This is a genomic window from Salegentibacter chungangensis, from assembly GCF_042678405.1.
GTDB lineage: Bacteria > Bacteroidota > Bacteroidia > Flavobacteriales > Flavobacteriaceae > Salegentibacter_A > Salegentibacter_A chungangensis.
Map to the genome: position 1 here is coordinate 1,950,637 of NZ_JBHTLI010000001.1, position 19,238 is coordinate 1,969,874.

A 19,238-nucleotide genomic window follows, 5' to 3' on the forward strand; every position below is an offset into this window, starting at 1 on the left:
ACTTAATATGGGTTTAACTGATAATCAAAACGAGATGAGGGGGGTGTTATTGATGCTATTTGCTTTGGTCTTTAGTTTAAGCTCCTGTTCCCGTGTAAGCAGCGGCCCTGATGAAAATGCATTCAGGGACAAGACCTTTGTTCACCGCTATTTTGAAACCGAAGAGGACTGTCTTAAGGCTCAACCCGACCCCGATTTCTTTGTAAACTGCCATCAACAGGTAGATTTTTTTTCAAACAATGAAGTAGAGATCGTCCTTTCTGATATTATTTGGAGAGGAGATTATATCGTGGAGGGTGATATGGTGATTTTAAGTTTCCAGCCTAATTTCGAAATCCCGGACGGGGAGATCAATTTTGAGATATTAAACTTATCGGTGCTTAGAAAGCTTGATGATAATACCCGATGGGTAATGATGCGTGCTAATTCTATCTGGAAATAAAAGCTTAGCTTGTCCTTGATTCAATACGGCATCAACTAATCTTTTTGAAGAAAGTTCACCCATGTATAAATTAGAAAGTATTTTTGCTTAGGCAGCAATCGCTTAATGCAATATTATATCAGGAAATATAAGGAAGAGTTTTTTCGGTATCTAAGGAGCACCGATTTTTCAAAGGCACTGGTGCTCACTACTGCTATTGCTATTCCTGTCTGGATATTTTCTGAACTTGGGAATTTTGAAGTAGGAACCGCGATTGCAATGGGATGTCTTCTCAGTTCACCCAGTGATGTTAGCGGAAGCCTAAAACATAAGATATATGGGGTGCTCTTTGCCGCTGCACTTGGGGGTGTGTCAATGATCCTTGCCGGTTATGCAGCTTTCAGCCTCTGGTTCCTGATCCCCGTTATCGGGATCCTTGTTTTCGGAATATCCTATCTTTCTGTGTTTGGCTTCAGAGCTTCCCTGGTGACATTTTCAGGTTTACTGGCTATAGTGCTTAGTTTTGCCGGACTTTCTTCTACTATAGAGATCTGGCAGAAAGGTTTGCTTATTATGCTGGGGGGAGCCTGGTACCTGGGACTTAGCCTGGTTTGGTATTTCATTTACCCCTCTCATCAGGCGGAACAGCTTTTGGCTCAGTGTATGGAGCTTACGGGAAAATATCTTAAGATAAGATCTAAGATATTATATAGGGTTGTAGATAGGGATGAGTTGCAAAAGCAGCTTTTCCAGTTGCAGACCGAACTAAATGCGCAGCACGAAAGCCTGAGGGCGGTACTAATAAGCCCCGGTAAGAATTCTGCAAATTCCAACTACTTAAGAAAACGGCTGTTGGTATTAATCGAGCTTATAGATATGCTTGAGCTTGCAATGGCTAATCCTGTTGATTACAGTAAAATGGATGAATTTCTAAAGCTGAAGTCTGAAGAGATTAAGGTTTTTAGTGACCTTACGTTTTATATGGGGCAGGAGCTTGAAAAAATGGGGCTTGCCATTGATAAGAAGTCTAAACTTTCTGCCTTAGAGCTCGACCGATTCCTCTCCAGGGCTCAAAATAGTCTTGACAAACTGATCGAAAGCTCAAAAAATGAAGATCAGGAGATCATTCTCTTTTTAAAGAATTTACTGGACTATCAGGAAAAACAAATTCAAAAAATCAATGGGATCTACCGGTTACTCACTAATATAGAGACCAATAAAAAAATGTTCGTTTCAACGAAGGAAGCTTCCCGGTTTATCACTCCACAGGATTATGATCTTAATATTCTTTCCGATAACTTCCATTTCAACTCTCCCGTATTCCGGCACGCTCTCAGGCTGGCTTTGGTTGTTTTAATAGGTTTTGCCATAGGAAGCATCTTTTCATTTCAAAATGCATACTGGATCCTGTTGACAATTGTGGTTATTATGCGCCCCAATTACGGTCTGACCAAGCAAAGGATCAAGCAACGGATTATAGGAACACTCATTGGAGGAGGGATCGCTATAGGAATAGTTTATATTACCCGAAACCCCGTTCTTTACGCTATTTTAGGTTTGGGTTCGCTCACTCTTGCTTTTTCCCTTATTCAGCGTAATTACAGGACCGCCGCGATTTTCATCACCCTGAGTATCGTTTTTATTTATGCGTTGCTACAGCCAGATGTGCTGGAAGTCATTAAATTTCGGGTTATAGACACGCTTGTAGGCGCCGGGCTTGCAGGTTTGGGAAATATTCTTTTATGGCCGGCCTGGGAAGCCCAGGGAATAAAGGAGGTTATAAAAAGCAGTATTGCGGCAAACCGGAAATACTTAAAGGAAATCGACCAGTTTTATCACCAAAAGGGAGAGCTGCCAACCAGTTATAAACTTGCCAGGAAAAAAGCATTTCTGGAAATGGGAAACCTTAGCGGTTCCTTTCAGCGTATGAAACTTGAGCCTAAATCCAGGCAAAAGGAAGCCTCTGAGCTATATGAGTTAGTTGGTCTAAATCAGACCTTTCTGTCTGCACTGGCCTCTCTTGGTACTTACATAAGGAACCATAAAACCACCAAGGCTTCCGAAAATTTTGAAGCTTTTACAGAACGGATCACGGAGCATCTTGAAAATGCCGAAAAGATACTTGGGGATGAAACCATCCCTGATGAGGCCGGGATGGATAAAACTATAAAGGCATCTAAGGCCCTGGAGAAAACATATAAAAAACTGGTTCTTAAAAGACAGGCTGCACTAAAAAACGGGGAAAATTTAATCGATAATGACACTGAACTTCGGCTACAGGAAGCTCAACTGGTAAAGAGTCAGTTGCAATGGCTGCTTGATATTTCTGAAGACCTGGAGAGGATCATCAGTCAGGTAAAATTCCGTTAATTAAATAAACAAGCTTGTAAATGAGTAAGAGAGCACTTAAAAAATATCTTGATTCCCTTGAAAAGGAACAGCTGGAAGAGCAGATTATAGATTTGTACGAGCGTTTTGATGAAGTAAGGGTGTTCTATAATTTCGTATTTAATCCTAAAGAGGATAAGCTGGTTAAAGAGGCAAAATTAAAGATCGCAAAGGAGTACTTTCCAACCGGGAAAAGAAAACCGAAGACCAGGAGATCTGTGGCCCAGAAGATTATCAAACACTACAGGAAATTAGGTTTTGATCCTATTCTTCTGGCAGATATTATGCTTTATAATATTGAGGTGGCTCAAAGCTACAGTGTGGAAAAAGAGAGAATATCTGATGCCTTTTGTAAAAGTATGTATAAGTCTTTTGAGGAAGCCTTTAATTTTATCGCAGGGCATTCTTTATTGCCGGAATTCAGGGCACGGCTGATCAAGATAATTGAAAATGCCGAAGAACAGCACTGGTTTAATGCTTCCGGTTTTGACAGGCTGGGAGAGCAGATGCAGTAAGAGCTTTTCGGGAAAATAAATGCTGTGGTCAGGTTCCTTTAGTCGAAAGAATCTTAAAGTCCAGTTTCTGATCTTTATGGAATACTACTATGGTATAAACCCTGCCAGATCTGAAATCGTAATTTTTATAGAGAACCGGGTTAGGAGCAGAGCTTAAGTAAAGTTCCACGGGTCTGTTTCCGCCTTTTATGGTTTTTCCCTGCATAGGTTTTGGATAGGCTAAACCGGAAACCAGTTTCTTCTTATTTCCATTTTCATCTAACTTTATACTTATAGGGCTAAATCCGCTGGCCGCATTTAACACCCTTACTCTTGAATAAGATTTTTTGAGGTGTACCTGGTCTGAGAACACTTTATATCCCGGAAGATAGCCATTCTTTGAATTGTTTTCTTCTCCTTCAAAGACTCTGTGCATTTTGTAAGAGAACCTGGCCTGATTCATCGTGTCTGATAATCGTGGCCTTCCGTAGAAAACCAAGGTGTATTTCTCATCTTTTGCCAGTGCAAGTTTCCTTTTTAGAAGTATCTTAGATCCGGACCAAATTTCCAGATCATAAACGGAAGGTTGAAGGGGGCGGTAGCTGGAATCTGAAAAAGCCGCTGTGTTGAAATTTATGGTTTCGGCTGAATTTGAACTCAGTTTAAATTCGATCTCCCTTTCTGTCGCATTAAAAAATCTGATCCTGCTCTTTTCATATTTGCCGGTCTTCCCTGAGCAACTTATAAAAAGAGAGGATATAAGTAAGATGATAATTAAGTTTTTATTCATCGGGTTTAGATTTATTCTTGGAAGAAAAGCTGCTTACCATTGCAGGACGGCCAATAATTATGAATAGAGACAGGAAGGCCAGGATGCCTAATTGAATAGGGGCTACCGTCGCCAGTCTTATCAGCAGAATAATAATTATAATCGCAGCAAGAACGATTCCGACATATGAAATCCATTTTTTTGAGTCATCAAGATATCTAAGCGCAATGATATTAACGGTGCTAAAGGTTATCAGAAATATTAAACTGGCAGCTTCAACTAAAGAAGATAGTTTTCCTATAATGGCTAATACTGCCGATAGAATACCTAGTAATATTACGGCTGCGTAGGGAACATCATTCCTGGTTTTTCTAAACAGCCCGGGAAGCTCTTTATCTTCCGCAACCCTTTTCGATAAATTTGCGCTGGAAAATAAAGTAGAGTTGATGGCTGCAGCGGTAGCGAATACTGCTGCCACGGTCATTATGATGAGCCCCGGAGTACCAAGGGCATTTTGTGCTGCAACCGATAAAGACACCTGCTTTTGTGAAATTATGCTTAATGCTCCTGCAAGCATTACCGCGCCAATAGCAACAGCAATATAGATAAGGATCACAAACAAAAGCGCAAGCATAATGGTAGGCTTCAGTATTTTCTTTGGTTTCCTGATCTCTTTATATTCATAAGTAAGCAGCTGAAAGCCTTCGTAAGCCATAAAAATGCTGGCGGCACCAATTGGAGCACTCCAGACAGGACGCGGTTCCAGGCCTGAAATTAATTTCAGGCTATCCCATTGCATAAATCCAAATACTGCCAGGCCTATTAAAGCCAGCAGGTTCAAGCTGACTATGGCAATCTCTACTTTTTTGGTTTTTTTTACTCCGGCAAGATTTAATCCAATCAATGTGGCCATAATTCCTAAAGCAAGAATTCGGGTCACCCAGGGGCCGCCGTTAAAGGAAAAGGAAAGATAATGCCCGAAAGCAAAGGCATAAACGGCCATTGTGAGTACATATCCCAGCAAAAGTAGCCAGGACAGACTTCCTGCAGTTCCATTTTTATTGATCTCTCTCAGGTAGGTGAAAGCACCTCCGCTTTCTCCGAACTTATTTGCAAGACTAACATAGCAGTATGCGCTGGATGCCGCTATTAATCCGCTTATTAAGAAACTGAGCCAGGTCCATTGGCCCGCCACTGAGACTACAACACCCAAGGCAGTGTATATCCCCCCTCCAACCATACCACCTGCAGCCAGGGCCCAGACCGAAGCCCAGCCTAGTGAGCCTGATGATTTGCTGTTGGCCATAAAATTGATCCTTCAGATAATTCGTAGTTTAAAAATATCAGGAAGTTTAGAGGTGATTAGCCTAATAGGCGTTAAAATTCAGCTAATGTTTTCCTAAACAGCTGTAATTAAGAGCTTCAGGGTATGTTCGTAAAAGATTTACTCTATTGTCTTTTTATCTACAGAACCTATCCTTTGACAATTCAGGCTTACCAATAACATCCCCCCAAAGATTATCAGCATAATAGAAGTAAAGCTTACATTCATATCTATCAGCATCCCGATTAGAAGAGGGCCTAAAGCCGTACTGATCACCATAAACATTGTAAAGACACTTCTTATGGCTCCCATTTTTTTGGTCCCGTAAATTTCAGCGATCAGTGAGGTCTTTACCGTGCCTGACATTCCCGTAGTAATTCCGGCTAAAATAAGGTAGATGAGAGCTCCTGTAATGCTGTCCATAAAGGCAAAGGGTAATAAACCTATATTGATAGGGATTATATAATATCTGAAGATCTTCTTTGCCGAAAACCTGTCGACCCACATTCCTCCAAAAAGGGAGAAAAAGAAACGGGTGATGGCATAAACTGTAAAGAAGGTTGCATATAATTGCGGAGACCAGCCTTTGTCTTCCACAAATACATATTGGTAGAAAAAGATCGCTGTATTGGTAAAGCCTAATGCAAAACTGGCAGGCATCATAATTCCGAAGCGCCTGTCAAAAATCACAGTTTTATAATCCTTGAGTAAGGACCAGGTTGATGGTTTGCCTTCAGGAGATAGTTGTTTGTCAAAATCTAAGAGATTGGTGAATTTTAATCTTATTAAATAAAGCAACAGGGCTATTCCGCTCACGATACTCGCCATACGCCAGTTAAAAAAAGCAATAATTGAAGTAACGATAATCGGAAAAATTGCTTCACCCATAGAATAACCCAGGGAAGAAATGCTTAAGGCTTTTCCCCGGTTCTTATCAAAATACCTGGAGATAATGCTCATACTTATATGGCTCAGGAAACCCTGCCCGGCCAGTCTTAGCCCTATGAGGGCTATAAATAAAAATGCAATATGTTCTGCAATACCAAGTAAAATACTGGAAAAGGCGAGGCTGATTATGGTGAATGCCGTTACCGTCTTTACAGGCTTATGGTCTACGGTATGACCTACGGTAAGCATTATGATTGATGCAGCAACGGTACAGGCAGCATAAATGGCACCAAAATTACCTTCGCTAATCTCAAAGGCCTTAATGATTTCAGGGACATAGAGAGAAATAAGGAAGGTCTGGCCAAAACTGGATAAAAAAGTAAGCAACCAGCCAAAACTTACCTTTTTAAAATTCCCCTTTAAGAAGTAGTAGTAATTTTTCAATATCCCGAAATTCAGATTCTGATTTCCAAAGATAAAATCTCTTACCGGCCGGCGTAGATAGAAGTTCAAAAAATTTTTTATTCGGCTATCAATGTATTCTGTAAAAATATTAAAGCCACCCTTTAGAGGTGGCCTGAATAATGCTGAACTGAAAATTCCTAAGCTTTATTTCTTAGGTTTTGCCTGTTTAGCCGGTGCCTTTTTTGGAGCAGCCTGTTTTTTAGGTTGCTGTTTTTTGGGATCACTTTGTCTTGGTGATTGACGTTCTTGTGCCATCTCTTTATGATTTTGGTTAATATGCTAATTTACAGCTAAATGATACGCGTATGTCCTGTTCTTATGAAAATTTTAACTGCGATTTTAGTTAAATTTTCAGGTGAAAATTCTCCCGATATGGGCATTGAAAGCTTTTATGATTATACCCGTCTTATTTGCTTTGAGAATGTTTATTTTTGATATTGAATAAAAGTTACAGCCTTGTAATATGGATGAGAATAAGATCATAAAAGAGATTAAAGCACAAAAGAATCTTCCAAACCTGAAATTGAAGATCAAGAGGGATACTGAGGCTTTTACAAACAAACTTTTCTGTACCTTATTTGATGAAGATACTGAAGTCGAATCTAATATAAAGGAACTGGGTACAGACTTTGAAAAACTGGCCGATCTGGTGTGCTGGAAACCAGATGCACCCTGCCGTGAACTTTGGGGCAAATATCTGGAGCATTTGCCGGCTATTCTTAAAAAACTTAATTGCGATGCCAACGCAATTGCAGAGAATGATCCTGCGGCGAATTCAGTAGAAGAAGTTTATCTTTCTTATCCTGGATTTTTCGCCATTGCAATTTACAGGCTTAGTCACGAGCTTTATAAATTCGGACTTCCGCTTGTTCCCCGGTTAATGACAGAATATGCCCACCGTCTTACGGGAACAGATATAAACCCTGGCGCAACCATCGGCACTCCATTTTTTATTGATCACGCAACGGGAGTGGTTATAGGGGAAACAGCACTTATTAAGGATAATGTGAAGCTTTATCAAGGTGTTACTCTAGGAGCACTTTATGTAGATCGGAATCTTAGAAGTGTGAAGAGGCATCCTACTATAGAAAAGAATGTGACTATTTATGCCAACGCGACTATTCTCGGGGGAGAGACCATAATCGGAGAGAACAGTGTGATAGGGGGGAACGTATGGCTAACCGCTTCGGTTCCTGCAAATTCTATGGTTTCTCATAAACCTCAGATCAATATCAAAAAGAATAATAATGAATAATAAAGACGAATCTATTTTAGGCTTAATTGGAAACACTCCGCTTGTAAAAGCCCGGAGTCTTGTTGATAACCCAAATGTTGAGCTATATTTTAAGCTGGAAGGGCAGAATCCTGGAGGAAGCGTAAAGGACCGTCCGGCTTATAATATGATAAAAAGCGCTCTGGAAAGAGGTGATATCAGTAGTAAGACTAAGATTATAGAAGCTACAAGCGGTAATACCGGGATTGCCCTGGCAATGATCGCCGGGATGTTCAAGCTGGATATAGAGCTTGTAATGCCCGAAAACTCTACCATAGAGAGGGTACAGACAATGCGGGCTTACGGTGCAAAAGTAACACTGACCGATGCCGATGGTGGGATTGAAGGATCCAGAGATTATGCTGAAGCCAAGATGAAGAAGGAGGGAATGTATATGATCAATCAGTTCTCTAATGATGATAACTGGAAAGCTCATTATAAAACAACGGGGCCGGAGATTTGGAATGATACCCATAAAAAGATCACACATTTTGTGTCCTCAATGGGAACGACCGGAACAATTATGGGCACTTCCACCTATCTTAAAGAAAAAAGCCGGGATATCAGGATCGTTGGGGTTCAGCCAACAGATAATTCAAGGATACCGGGGATAAGAAAATGGCCTGAGGCCTACTTGCCTAAGATATTTAAACCTGAAAAGGTAGATCGCGTGCTTGAAGTAAGTGAAGAAGATGCTAAAAAGATGAGCCAGAGACTGGCAAGAGAAGAAGGTATCTTTGCCGGAATGAGTAGTGGAGGTGCTGCAGCTGCAGCTGTAAGGCTGTGTAACGAGCTTGAGAAAGGAGTTGTGGTTAGTATAGTTTGTGATCGTGGAGACCGGTACCTTTCATCAGACTTATTTCAATAAAAAAAGGGCTAATCTGAAGTAATTCAGATTAGTCCTCCCCTTTAGGTTTGGTTTGCCAAATACTAATTAGATGCTAAACCTTCATTAAACTTTCTGGGGCCCAGATCGATCTTAACATTTTTTCTTTTATTTCCGTCAGCCAGTTTCACCTTATAATATTCTTTGGTGATATCCCATTCATTGGAAATGGCTACGTGCCTGTTCTTAACGATCTGCCAGCCAGGATTAGACTTCGCTATATCTACGATCATCTGATAGGGTAGGGCTATATTTTTGAAATCGGAATAGCTGGAAAGAAGATTCCCTTCTTTATCATATTCAGCATCCAGAAATCCTTTTCCGGTTCTGAAATTTACCTCATAGCTAATAAAGTCTGAATCTGCATTAGCTTCAATGAACTGGTAAATGTCAAAATTCTCTCTGACGAAAACCAAAGGATTTTCAGCAAATTCGCCGGCATAATTTTCAGAAACCACAATACTTAATGAGTTGGTATTAGGATCTAAAATTAAAGATTCCGGAGAATAAGTCATTTTTAGTTCTTCTAAACGAACAACTTTTTGAGCCTGTGCCGAGCTAATTACAAAGCTCAAAAAAAGCACAATTAGGATGATTTTTTTCATAACAAATGGATTTAAATGATTAAGCAATAAAGGTACTTCTCATTATATCCATTTAATACTACTTAAGTAGCACAAACCTTGAATTCCAGACTTTAACGCTTGTTTAAGCTTTGTATTCTTTAGTTTATTGTCCTGCTCTTTTTTCTATTTTATCCAATAACAGCTGCAGATTTTTGATTTCCACTTTTTTGCGCCCCACACTTATGATTCCGTCGCTTTTAAAGTCCTGTAAATGCCTGTTCACTACGGCCCGGGTAGAACCAATGAGGTTTGCAAGCTCTTCATTGGAAAGATCATTGATCATTTCCAGTTTCTGAGATTTGTTATTGATGTTGTTCAGGATGAGTTTTGCCAGCCTGGTGGAGATATCAATAAGGGTGATGTTAGAGGCGTATTCTTCTAAGGACCTCATTTGCTTCCCCATATATTTTAACAGCGGTTTGTTTATTTCAGGATTCTGCCTTATCCATTGGCGCATCTTTTCGATAGGAATAGATAATACTTTTACATCATCCAAGGTTTCATAATAGGTATGATGTTCTACTTCATCCAAAAGACAAAGAATGTCAAAGGCATCATTTTTTGTCAAAAGATACAGGGTGAATTCTCGGCCGGTGCCGGGATCTGTCTGGTAGATCTTCAACCTTCCTGAAATTATAATATGGAATTTATATAAAGCCTTATTCTTGCTTATACTGCAGGTATATTTTGGCCATACTTCTTCTTCAAGTTCAGCTAAAAAATTTTCAAGTTTTTCGGTTGAAAGGTTACAGAACAATTCATTTTCCTGCAATGCTTTCAGGTATTTACTAAGTTTCCTTTCATTCATCATTTTAAACCTGTTATATTGGGTTGCCATAAAAATGGGGGGATGGATAAAGGAACTAAGTGCTATTTACAGATTGGTTAGTTTCTATAGCGAATATAAATTTAATCAATTTGCTTCTAAATTCACTTTTCTCCCGGAATAATTTCGCCAAACCTAAGAAATCAGCTATTTTTGCAAAATTGCAGATTTAAAAGACACTATGGGGGTAGAAACATTCGGAATAGAAGAAAAGAAAGTAGACAAACAACTTTATGGATACCAGGAAAAAGATATAGAGAAAATATTTAAGGTGATCGAGGAGAACCCCGAGCACTATAACCTTTTGTATCAGCTGCCTACAGGTGGCGGGAAGACGGTTATCTTTTCCCAAATGGTGAGGGAGTATATTCAGCGTACCCAGAAAAAGGTGCTTATCCTTACCCACCGGATCGAACTTTGTAAGCAAACCTCAAAAATGCTTACCGATTTCGGTGTTCGTAACAAGATTATAAACAGTAAGGTTAAGGAATTGCCGGACCAGGACCAGTATATGTGTTTTGTGGCAATGGTGGAGACACTTAATAATCGTCTTCACGACGATAAACTCGATCTTGAGGATATCGGGATGGTGATAATAGATGAGGCGCATTACAATTCTTTCAGGAAGCTTTTTAAGTTTTTTGAGAAGTGCTTTATTCTTGGGGTTACGGCCACGCCTTTAAGTTCGAACATCAAATTGCCTATGAAGGATAATTACCGCGAACTGATCGTGGGGGACTCCATAGGCTCTCTTATTGAAAAAGGTTTCCTGGCAAGGGCAAACATCTATAGCTATAATGTTGGGTTAACCACCCTGAAAGTTGGTATGAACGGGGATTATACGGTGAAATCTTCTGAGGAGCTTTACTCCAATATTTCGATGCAGGAGAAGCTGTTGAATGCTTATTATGAACGTTCTAAAGGTAAGAAGACGCTTATCTTCAATAACGGTATTAATACTTCTATTGAAGTCTATGAGACCTTTAGAAATGCCGGGCTGCCGGTAAGACATCTGGATAATACCACCAGCAAGCAGGAACGAAAGGATATTCTTAAATGGTTTAAGAATACCCCGGATGCCATCGTGACATCGGTGAGTATACTTACCACCGGATTCGATGAACCTACGGTAGATACCATTATTCTCAACAGGGCAACCAAGTCTTTAACCCTTTATTTCCAGATGATAGGTCGTGGTTCGCGGGTGCTTCCGGGAAAATCTGAATTCACGGTGATCGATCTTGGTAATAACCTGGCAAGGTTTGGTCATTGGAGCGCTCCGGTAGACTGGAAACAGATCTTCAGGTCGCCTGATTTCTATTTTGAAAATCTTCTGAGCGATGAAGAGATAGAAAGAGAATTTAAGTATGTAATGCCTCCCGAGATACGCGAACAATTCAGCAACACTGAGAATGTTGAATTCGATGTGGAAGAAGCCTATGACGAAGTGATCAAAAAAGGCCTGCGTTCTAAGGCTGTTTTAGAGTGGTCTATGGAGCAACATGTAAAAATGTGTGTGGAGAACAGTGAAGATGTTTTTGATGCGCGTATCCTTGCCAAAGAGCTCAAGGACGATATCGCTTCAAGAATCAAACAATACTCATACTGTATCAGTAAGAGTACAAAGAACTACCGTGACTGGCTGGAGGAAGACTATTCCAGAAAGTTAAGAATGCAGATAAATAAAGAATTCTAAAAAAACAATTCTTTTTAAAGTACAGAGAAGGAGCAAGACGTTAGTTTTGCTCCTTTTTGTCTTTTTTACCGAATAGTCTCTGGAAGAAGCCTTTCTTCTTTTTCTTTTCTTTCTTTTCGGGTTTCCTGTTATCTTCAGAACCTCCAAAAAGGCGTTTAAAGAATCCGTCGCGTTTTTGCGCTTCACAATCCATTAATTCCCGCACTTCAGTGGAAGGGGAACGGAACCTGGCTCCTGTGATCTCATTGAACCTGCCATCCTGATTCATTTTTTGCATCAGCCTGGCAAAGATTGGTAAGGCCGAATTTGCACCCTGGCCAATGGCAGTATTCCTGAAACCAATCCTGTGATCGTCAGAGCCTACCCAGGTTACGGTAACCAGCTTTGGGGTGATCCCCACAAACCAGCCATCCTTATTATCCTGGGTGGTTCCTGTTTTTCCCGCCATATCATTGCGCAGGCCATATCTGCTTCTAAGTCTCGCGGCGGTTCCTTTATTAACCGTAGACTTCAGCATTTCTATCATTATCTGCCTGTTGGTTTCTGAAAAGGCTCTTTCAGACTTCACCTGCGGCTCGAATTCTGCCAGTAAATTCCCGTTTCCATCTTTGATCCTGGTGATGTAAAATGTTTTGCTCGGCCTGCTTTGGTTAACGAAACTGGTGTAAGCCTCTGCCAGTTCCTCCAGTTTTATTGAAGCGGTTCCTAGGGCTATGGATGGTACTGCAGGAAGCTCCGAATTGATTCCCATTTCCTGGGCCTGCCGGATTACGTTATTGATTCCTGCCCTCATCAGGACTTTTACCGCAATGGTGTTCATAGAATTGCTGAGGGCCGTTTCCATATTATAATTCATATCAGGATCGGTTTCTTCCGAAGAGGCATTGCTGGGCGTCCAGCCTTCATCATAGGTAACTTCCCTTCCCGAGAAATAAGTGCAGGGCTCTATGCCTTGTTCCAGGGCAGTGGTGTAGACTATCGGCTTAAAAGTAGACCCAACCTGTCTTTTACTTTGGGAAACGTGATCATACTGGAAATACCGGAAATCTATTCCGCCTACCCAGGCTCTTACCTTTCCGGTTGATGGTTCTACCGAAAGCATTCCCGAATTCAGGAATTTCAGGTAATGGGTTACACTGTCTATTACGCTTACATTCCGGGTTTCGGTGCCTTCGTAGTCAAAGAGCTCAACAGGCCTGGTCTTCTTCAGCTCCTTCATTATCTCCGCCTCACTCAGTCCTTCCTTTTGAAGGTTTTGATAGGCTGAAGTCTTCTTTACCGCGTCTTCCACGATCTTTTTATTCCTGATCCAAGGGGCGTACTTCCCATAGGACTTCTCGTGTTGCTGCTGTAATTCAGACATATGCTCATACATAGCCTCCTCGGCCAGTTTTTGCATTTCATAATCCAGGGTGGTCTGAACAATTAGCCCGTCCCGGTAGATGTTGTATTTTTTTCCGTCTTTATTTTTAAGAGTATCCAGGATCTTGCTCACATCCTTTCTTACCTGTTCCCTGAAGTAGGGTGCAAGACCCTTATTGTGGCTGTAACTTTTATAATCGAGAATTAGGTCGGTATTCTTGGCATCTTCCACTTGAGCTTCAGTCAGGTAATCATATTTACCCATCTGGACGAGCACCACATCGCGACGCAACCTGCTTCTTTCAGGAAAGATGCGGGGATTGTAATAGTGTGAAGCTTTCAGCATACCCACAAGTACAGCGGCCTCTTCAAGGCTTAGGTCTTTGGTGTGTTTGTTGAAGAACTTCATTGAAGCACTTTCTATCCCGAAGGTGTTGTCGCTAAAAGGAACGGTATTAAAATAAAGCGTGATGATCTCCTTTTTGGAATAGATCTCTTCCAGGCGTTTGGCTATAATGGCTTCCTGTACCTTATTGATTACGATCCCGAAGGCCCCATAATCTTTACGGCCGTATAGGTTTTTGGCAAGCTGAAGGGTAATTGTGCTCCCGCCACCTGAAGATTCGTCCTGCAGGAGGATGGTCTTAAAAAACACCCTGAGCAGGCTCCGGTTATCTATTCCGTCGTGTTCATAAAAACGGGCGTCTTCGGTAGCTATTAAGGCTTCAATAAGGTGTTCCGGAAACTGATCGTAGTTTATTGGCTGCCTGTCGTAGATATAGAATTTTCCTATAAGTTCTCCATCCTTTGCAAGGACCTGTGTGGCCTTGTTTTGTTCCAGCTCTTTAAGTTCAACGGAGGTTGGTAATTTTCCCCAGGCGCCAAAATATATACTGGCAAAGAATAACAACCCTAAGGCTATTAAACTTAAAAGTATGATTACGGCCTTTTTGAAGACAGGCGACTTTTTGATTTTTGAAAGCATAACACAAGTTAGGTGTTACAAATAAACAAATACTTGTATTTACCTGACTCTGCATTAAGTGTATTTTAAGGAATTTTAAGAGAAGAGAAAGAAATTATAAAAAAATTAGCCGGCTACTTTTTCAAAGTGCCGGCTGCTTAGGGGGACGTGAACATACGATTCGCTTTTTGATTATACTGCGTGTCTTCTTCGGTTGTACCAGTTTCCGTGAGAGGAAGAGTTGTTTTGATGAAGGAAACTTCTTTTGTGGGTTAAACCTTCCTTTGTATTTCCGAAGTTCTGAATGATGCTTTCAAGGGTTTTCATAATGTTGTGTTTTATTGATTAATGAATTATTTGAATGTTCTCTCAGGCATATTGTCGGTGGTTATACCAACTGCTCCTGCTGTCTGTCTTCTTGGTATTTAAGAAGGCTTTCCTATGGGTTAAACCTCCTTCTTTTGCTGCTCCAAAATTCTGGATTATTGTTTCTAATGGTCTCATAACTGAAAAATTTATATGTTGAACTATAGGCTTATAGAGTGGATCTTCCTCTGCTTAACCAGCTACTTCTGCTGTTTGAAGGTGTTGCACCCATAAAAGATCTGCGTTGTACGATTCCTGATTCTGAATTTCTTAGCGTTTTCATTGTCTAAAATTTTTGGTGTTTATTAAAAGGTTTTTTTTGTTCTTAAAGCACAAAACTGTTTCTGTTTAACCAGCTGCTTCTGCTGTTTCCTGGTTGTGAATTCATAAAAGATCTGCGTTGCACAATTCCTGATTCTGAGTTTCTTAAGGTTTTCATCGTATTAAAATTTTTGGTTTCTATTATAAAGACGCCTGAAGTTTAGGTATGTTACAGTACTATGCATAAAAAGGTACTAAATTAACATATCTTTAACTTTTAAACGGTTGAAATACAGTGATTAAGCCTTGTTTTGATAGCATTCTAAGGCAGAGCATCCTGGTATGGTTCGCATAAAAGTTAATTTTCTATAAAACATTTGGTAGTAAGTAATAATCCCGCTTCCTTAGAAAGAGAAATAGGACAAGTATTTTCCTGATTATCAAAATTAACTTTACGATCGGTTGTTATGAATAAGGTTGCTATTGCAATAGTTGTGGGAGTATGTGTTCTGGCGGGAATAATTTTCGCCACTTTCGAAAGTTCAATGATCTATACCACGGGTCCCGAAGTGGAGCGCTATAAAATCCTGAAGAAATGGGACCTTCCAATTGAACTGGAAGAAATATCCGGTTTCGTGATGCTCAGTGATGACAGGCTTGCCTGTATTCAGGATGAAGAGGGGATTATCTTTATTTATAACCTGAATAAGGAAGAAATTGAAGAAGAATATGAGTTTGGCGGAAATGGGGATTATGAAGGCCTTGCTGTAAACGGGAATGATGCTTATGTTCTTAAGAGTAACGGGACCATATATGAAGTGAAGGATTACGCCAGTTCTTCCCGTAAGGTCAGGGAAATTCAAACTGTGCTAACAGCAAGGCAAAATACAGAGGGCTTAAGCCTGGACACCAAGAATAACCGTCTTCTTATTACTCTAAAGGATTCCGAGAAAGATGATGAGAATTTCAAAAATATATATGCTTATGATCTCGGCCTGAATAAACTTTCAACCGAACCGGTAATAAAAATCGATCTTAGGGACTCTGTCTTTTCCGGGTTGAAGGCGAATCAGCTCACCCGAAAAATGAGTCCGTCAGAGATCAGTATTCATCCCTCTACCGGAGAATATTATATTGTTGATGGTCCCAGGCCAAAACTTCTTATCCTTGATAAAAACGGAAAGCCCAGAGATCTTTACCTTTTTGACCCTGTTAAAATAGCTCAGCCTGAAGGGATTGGTTTTACCAGTGACGGAAGGTTGTTTATTTCCAATGAAGGCCACGGGGACCCCGGTAATGTGATGGAACTACAATTAGAATAAATTAAAAAAGCAGGCGAAAGACCTGCTTTTTTAATAATAAGGATTTTCTTTTATGATTTCTGAATTTCATCTGCAACCGCCTGAACTTCATCCAGTACTCTTAAAAGATTTTCACCCCATAGCTTGGCGATCTCCTTTTCGGTATAGCCTCGTTTAACCAGCTCTATGGTGATATTCAGCGTTTCTGATGCATCTTCCCAACCGTAGATTCCTCCGCCGCCATCAAAGTCTGAGCTTATCCCAACGTGGTCTATCCCGATAAGATCTACCATATAATCTATATGGTCTACAAAATCTGAAACATTTACCGGATCGAGCTCTTTTTTAAGTTTTTCAATTTCAGGTTTAGCGGTAGTTACTATTTTATCGAGATCTGAATAATATTTATTTTTCGTTTCCTCGTTCAGTGTCTTTACCGAATCTTCCGGCAAAATGGTTATATTCATCTCTTCAGCGGTTTTTTCATAAACGACCTTACGAGCATCATCAAATGCTTTATCCTTTTTGGTATTTACATATCCGCTGAATGCTACCGTTTGCACCACACCCCCATGTTCCTTAAAGAGCATTAACAGTTCATCATCCAGATTACGGCTATGATCGCACAAGCCCCGGGCAGAGGAGTGGGAAGCTATTAGCGGGGCTTTAGACAACTCGAACATTTCCTTGATCGCTTCTTTTGAAGGATGCGAAACATCTATCATCATTCCGAGCCTGTTCATTTCCCTTATCACTTCCTTCCCAAGATCGCTAAGGCCGTGATGCAGCCATTCATCGTGTTCTTCACCTGTATTTGAATCGCTTAATTGGCTGTGGCCCTGGTGCGATAAAGACATATAGCGTGCTCCCAGATTATAGAATTTCTCAACATTTTCTATGTCTTTCCCAATGGGGTATCCATTCTCAACACCAATCATCGCCACCTTTTTACCTTCTTTTACAAGCTTTCTTACCTCCTCAGAGGTGGTGGCAAGACTTATTCTTTCAGGAGCGATCTCTTCAGTGAGCCTGTGAATAGCTTCAAATTTCTGCATCGCGTTCTTATAAGCCGCTTTATAACCTTCATCGGTAAGTTCATCCTGCCCTGTATAGACGATCAGCCAGGAAACATCAAGACCGCCTTCGTCCATTTTTGGAAGATTAACCTGGGTATCCAGGTCCATCGTGTAATTCTTTTCTTCAGTAAAATTGTTTATATTAATATCATTATGGGTGTCTATGGTGATTACCTTTTCGTGAATCTGTTTTGCCTTTTCAAAAAGTTGAGAATCGTTTTCGGTCTGGGCAAGCCCCGTGGCGCTAATAAATAAGATCGCCGCCGGGATCAGGTTTAATCGTTTCATTAGTAGGTTTTTTAATTGAATGTGGAATTTAAGGATTAATTTTTAGTCGCCATTTATTTTTTTAAAACGGATTTGTTTTTCCACTAAATTTGATAAATTTTTTAGAATATTAATGAACAAATATATTGTTGTTAACCATCCGGAAAACTGGAAGATGAGCCTGGAAAATGTAGAGATCATTTCAGCGCAGTCTTATCTCACTCATCCGGAATTCTCCCAGCTTAAGAAAGCCAGGATCTTTAACCTTTGTAAGGATTACTCCTATCAGTCTAAAGGTTACTACGTTTCACTGCTGGCTGAAGCACGCGGGCACCTAGCCATTCCCACTGTTAAGAATATCGTGGACCTGCGGGAGCCGAAACTGGTGAAGATCGTTTCCGAAGAGTTTGATGACCTTATCCAGAAAAGCCTGAAAAATATCAGGTCTCAGGAATTTACTCTGAGTATTTATTTCGGGCAGAATGTTGCACAGAAGTACCGGGAACTCAGCGCGATGTTTCACAGGCATTTTCAGATTCCTTTTCTAAGGGTGAAATTCAACTATACTAATAAATGGAATATAAAGAGCATCAAAGCGATCTCTGAGGCTGAAATTCCTGAAGATCATAAGGAAAGCATGCACGAATTTGCGTCACAGTATTTTGCCAAAAAGAGATATGATACTCCCAGGCCGAATTCTGCCGAATATGATCTTGCCATACTTGTTCAGCCCAATGATCCGGCGCCACCCAGCAATGCAAAGGCCATTAAGAAATTCACAGAACTGGCCGAAAAGATGAATTTTTATGTGGAAGTGATCTCCCCGAAGGACCTTTCAAGATTATCGGCTTTTGATGCCCTATTTATTCGCCAGAGCACCGAAGTGAATAACGAAGCTTATGCGTTCTCGCGTAAGGCACAGCAGGAAGATATCGCGATAGTGGATTACCCCGATGCCATTCTGAAATGCTGTAATAAGGTGTTTATGGCTGAAGCTCTTCAGAACGCGAATATCCCGACCCCGAAAACGCTTATTGTTCATAAAGGGAATAAAAAGGAGGTTCCCGGGCTCATCGGCTTTCCGGTGGTGCTAAAATCTCCGGATTCCACATTTTCCTTTGGCGTGAAAAAGGCCAAGGATGAAGCAGAGTACTATGAACTGGTGGATGCAATGCTTAAGAAATCGGAACTGGTGATCGCCCAGGAATTTTCCCCTTCAGAATATGACTGGAGAATTGGGATCCTGGATGACAAGCCTTTCTACGCTTGCCGCTATTATATGGCTAAAGGACATTGGCAGATCTATAACTGGAATGCAGGAAAGAAAGCCGATATGGACGGAAATGCAGATTGCTTGCCCATAGAAGATGTTCCCGAAAAGATCCTTGAAGTAGCCTTGAAATCGGCTAAACTGATGGGAAAAGGCCTGTACGGGATAGATGTAAAAGAGGTAAATGGCAAACCATTGGTGATCGAGATAAACGACAACCCGAACATCGATTTTGGAGTGGAAGATGCATATTACGGAGATCAGGTGTATCTTGAGATCCTAACGGCGTTAAAAAACCGGCTTGAAAAGAAATAA

General features: G+C 40.7%; 17 protein-coding genes. 8 read left to right on the plus strand and 9 right to left on the minus strand.

From position 1 onward, the window contains the following. Positions 1 to 7 precede the first annotated feature (7 nt). The 3 genes from ACFQ3Q_RS08885 (at position 8) to ACFQ3Q_RS08895 (ending at position 3,324) form a co-directional block, all read left to right on the plus strand. Complete coding sequence (locus ACFQ3Q_RS08885) at positions 8 to 442, plus strand: hypothetical protein (RefSeq protein WP_380744948.1); 435 nt, start codon at positions 8 to 10, stop codon at positions 440 to 442. Between the two features lie 105 nt (positions 443 to 547). Next, positions 548 to 2,791 (plus strand): FUSC family membrane protein, encoded by a 2,244-nt coding sequence (locus ACFQ3Q_RS08890; protein ID WP_380744950.1) that lies wholly within the window; start codon positions 548 to 550, stop codon positions 2,789 to 2,791. A 20-nt stretch (positions 2,792 to 2,811) separates the two neighbouring features. Further along, the gene (locus ACFQ3Q_RS08895) at positions 2,812 to 3,324 is read left to right on the plus strand and encodes a DUF6155 family protein (RefSeq protein ID WP_380744951.1); all 513 of its coding nucleotides are present in this window, start codon (positions 2,812 to 2,814) and stop codon (positions 3,322 to 3,324) included. A 28-nt stretch (positions 3,325 to 3,352) separates the two neighbouring features. On the opposite strand, the gene ACFQ3Q_RS08900 is transcribed toward ACFQ3Q_RS08895, so the two are convergent. From ACFQ3Q_RS08900 to ACFQ3Q_RS08910, 3 genes are all read right to left on the minus strand, one after another. Beyond that, positions 3,353 to 4,093, minus strand: coding sequence for a hypothetical protein (locus ACFQ3Q_RS08900; protein ID WP_380744953.1), 741 nt, complete (start codon positions 4,091 to 4,093; stop codon positions 3,353 to 3,355). Continuing rightward, positions 4,086 to 5,378, minus strand: a complete 1,293-nt coding sequence (locus ACFQ3Q_RS08905) for an APC family permease (RefSeq protein WP_380744955.1) — start codon at positions 5,376 to 5,378, stop codon at positions 4,086 to 4,088. The genes ACFQ3Q_RS08900 and ACFQ3Q_RS08905 overlap by 8 nt, the downstream gene beginning before the upstream one ends. A 138-nt stretch (positions 5,379 to 5,516) precedes the next feature. Continuing rightward, complete coding sequence (locus tag ACFQ3Q_RS08910) at positions 5,517 to 6,728, minus strand: MFS transporter (protein WP_380744956.1); 1,212 nt, start codon at positions 6,726 to 6,728, stop codon at positions 5,517 to 5,519. A 484-nt stretch (positions 6,729 to 7,212) separates the two neighbouring features. Between ACFQ3Q_RS08910 and epsC the strand changes: the two genes are divergently transcribed. Together epsC and cysM are read left to right on the plus strand one after the other, a co-directional pair. Further along, complete coding sequence (gene epsC, locus ACFQ3Q_RS08915) at positions 7,213 to 8,004, plus strand: serine O-acetyltransferase EpsC (RefSeq protein WP_380744958.1); 792 nt, start codon at positions 7,213 to 7,215, stop codon at positions 8,002 to 8,004. Then, on the plus strand, positions 7,997 to 8,890 hold the full coding sequence (gene cysM, locus ACFQ3Q_RS08920) for a cysteine synthase CysM (protein WP_380744959.1): 894 nt from the start codon (positions 7,997 to 7,999) through the stop codon (positions 8,888 to 8,890). The genes epsC and cysM overlap by 8 nt, the downstream gene beginning before the upstream one ends. 62 nt (positions 8,891 to 8,952) lie before the next feature. Here cysM and ACFQ3Q_RS08925 read toward each other — a convergent pair whose 3' ends face one another. Continuing rightward, positions 8,953 to 9,513 (minus strand): hypothetical protein, encoded by a 561-nt coding sequence (locus tag ACFQ3Q_RS08925; protein ID WP_380744960.1) that lies wholly within the window; start codon positions 9,511 to 9,513, stop codon positions 8,953 to 8,955. Positions 9,514 to 9,637: 124 nt separating this feature from the next. Then, positions 9,638 to 10,372, minus strand: coding sequence for a Crp/Fnr family transcriptional regulator (locus tag ACFQ3Q_RS08930; RefSeq protein WP_380744962.1), 735 nt, complete (start codon positions 10,370 to 10,372; stop codon positions 9,638 to 9,640). Between the two features lie 169 nt (positions 10,373 to 10,541). Between ACFQ3Q_RS08930 and ACFQ3Q_RS08935 the strand changes: the two genes are divergently transcribed. After that, positions 10,542 to 12,056 (plus strand): DEAD/DEAH box helicase, encoded by a 1,515-nt coding sequence (locus tag ACFQ3Q_RS08935; protein ID WP_380744964.1) that lies wholly within the window; start codon positions 10,542 to 10,544, stop codon positions 12,054 to 12,056. A 40-nt stretch (positions 12,057 to 12,096) separates the two neighbouring features. Here ACFQ3Q_RS08935 and ACFQ3Q_RS08940 read toward each other — a convergent pair whose 3' ends face one another. From ACFQ3Q_RS08940 to ACFQ3Q_RS08950, 3 genes are all read right to left on the minus strand, one after another. Next, the gene (locus ACFQ3Q_RS08940; protein ID WP_380744966.1) at positions 12,097 to 14,403 is read right to left on the minus strand and encodes a transglycosylase domain-containing protein; all 2,307 of its coding nucleotides are present in this window, start codon (positions 14,401 to 14,403) and stop codon (positions 12,097 to 12,099) included. A gap of 171 nt (positions 14,404 to 14,574) precedes the next feature. Continuing rightward, entirely contained in the window at positions 14,575 to 14,709 is a 135-nt protein-coding gene (locus ACFQ3Q_RS08945) for a hypothetical protein (RefSeq protein WP_380744967.1), read from the minus strand. 42 nt (positions 14,710 to 14,751) lie between these two features. Next, the gene (locus ACFQ3Q_RS08950) at positions 14,752 to 14,886 is read right to left on the minus strand and encodes a hypothetical protein (protein WP_380744969.1); all 135 of its coding nucleotides are present in this window, start codon (positions 14,884 to 14,886) and stop codon (positions 14,752 to 14,754) included. Between the two features lie 590 nt (positions 14,887 to 15,476). Between ACFQ3Q_RS08950 and ACFQ3Q_RS08955 the strand changes: the two genes are divergently transcribed. Beyond that, positions 15,477 to 16,331, plus strand: coding sequence for a hypothetical protein (locus ACFQ3Q_RS08955; protein WP_380744971.1), 855 nt, complete (start codon positions 15,477 to 15,479; stop codon positions 16,329 to 16,331). Positions 16,332 to 16,381: 50 nt separating this feature from the next. Here the strand turns inward: ACFQ3Q_RS08955 and ACFQ3Q_RS08960 are convergent, their stop codons facing one another. Continuing rightward, positions 16,382 to 17,674 carry a dipeptidase gene (locus ACFQ3Q_RS08960; RefSeq protein ID WP_380744972.1) on the minus strand — a complete coding sequence of 431 codons (1,293 nt, stop codon included), beginning with the start codon at positions 17,672 to 17,674 and terminating at the stop codon, positions 16,382 to 16,384. A gap of 112 nt (positions 17,675 to 17,786) precedes the next feature. Between ACFQ3Q_RS08960 and ACFQ3Q_RS08965 the strand changes: the two genes are divergently transcribed. Continuing rightward, entirely contained in the window at positions 17,787 to 19,238 is a 1,452-nt protein-coding gene (locus ACFQ3Q_RS08965) for a RimK family protein (protein WP_380744974.1), read from the plus strand.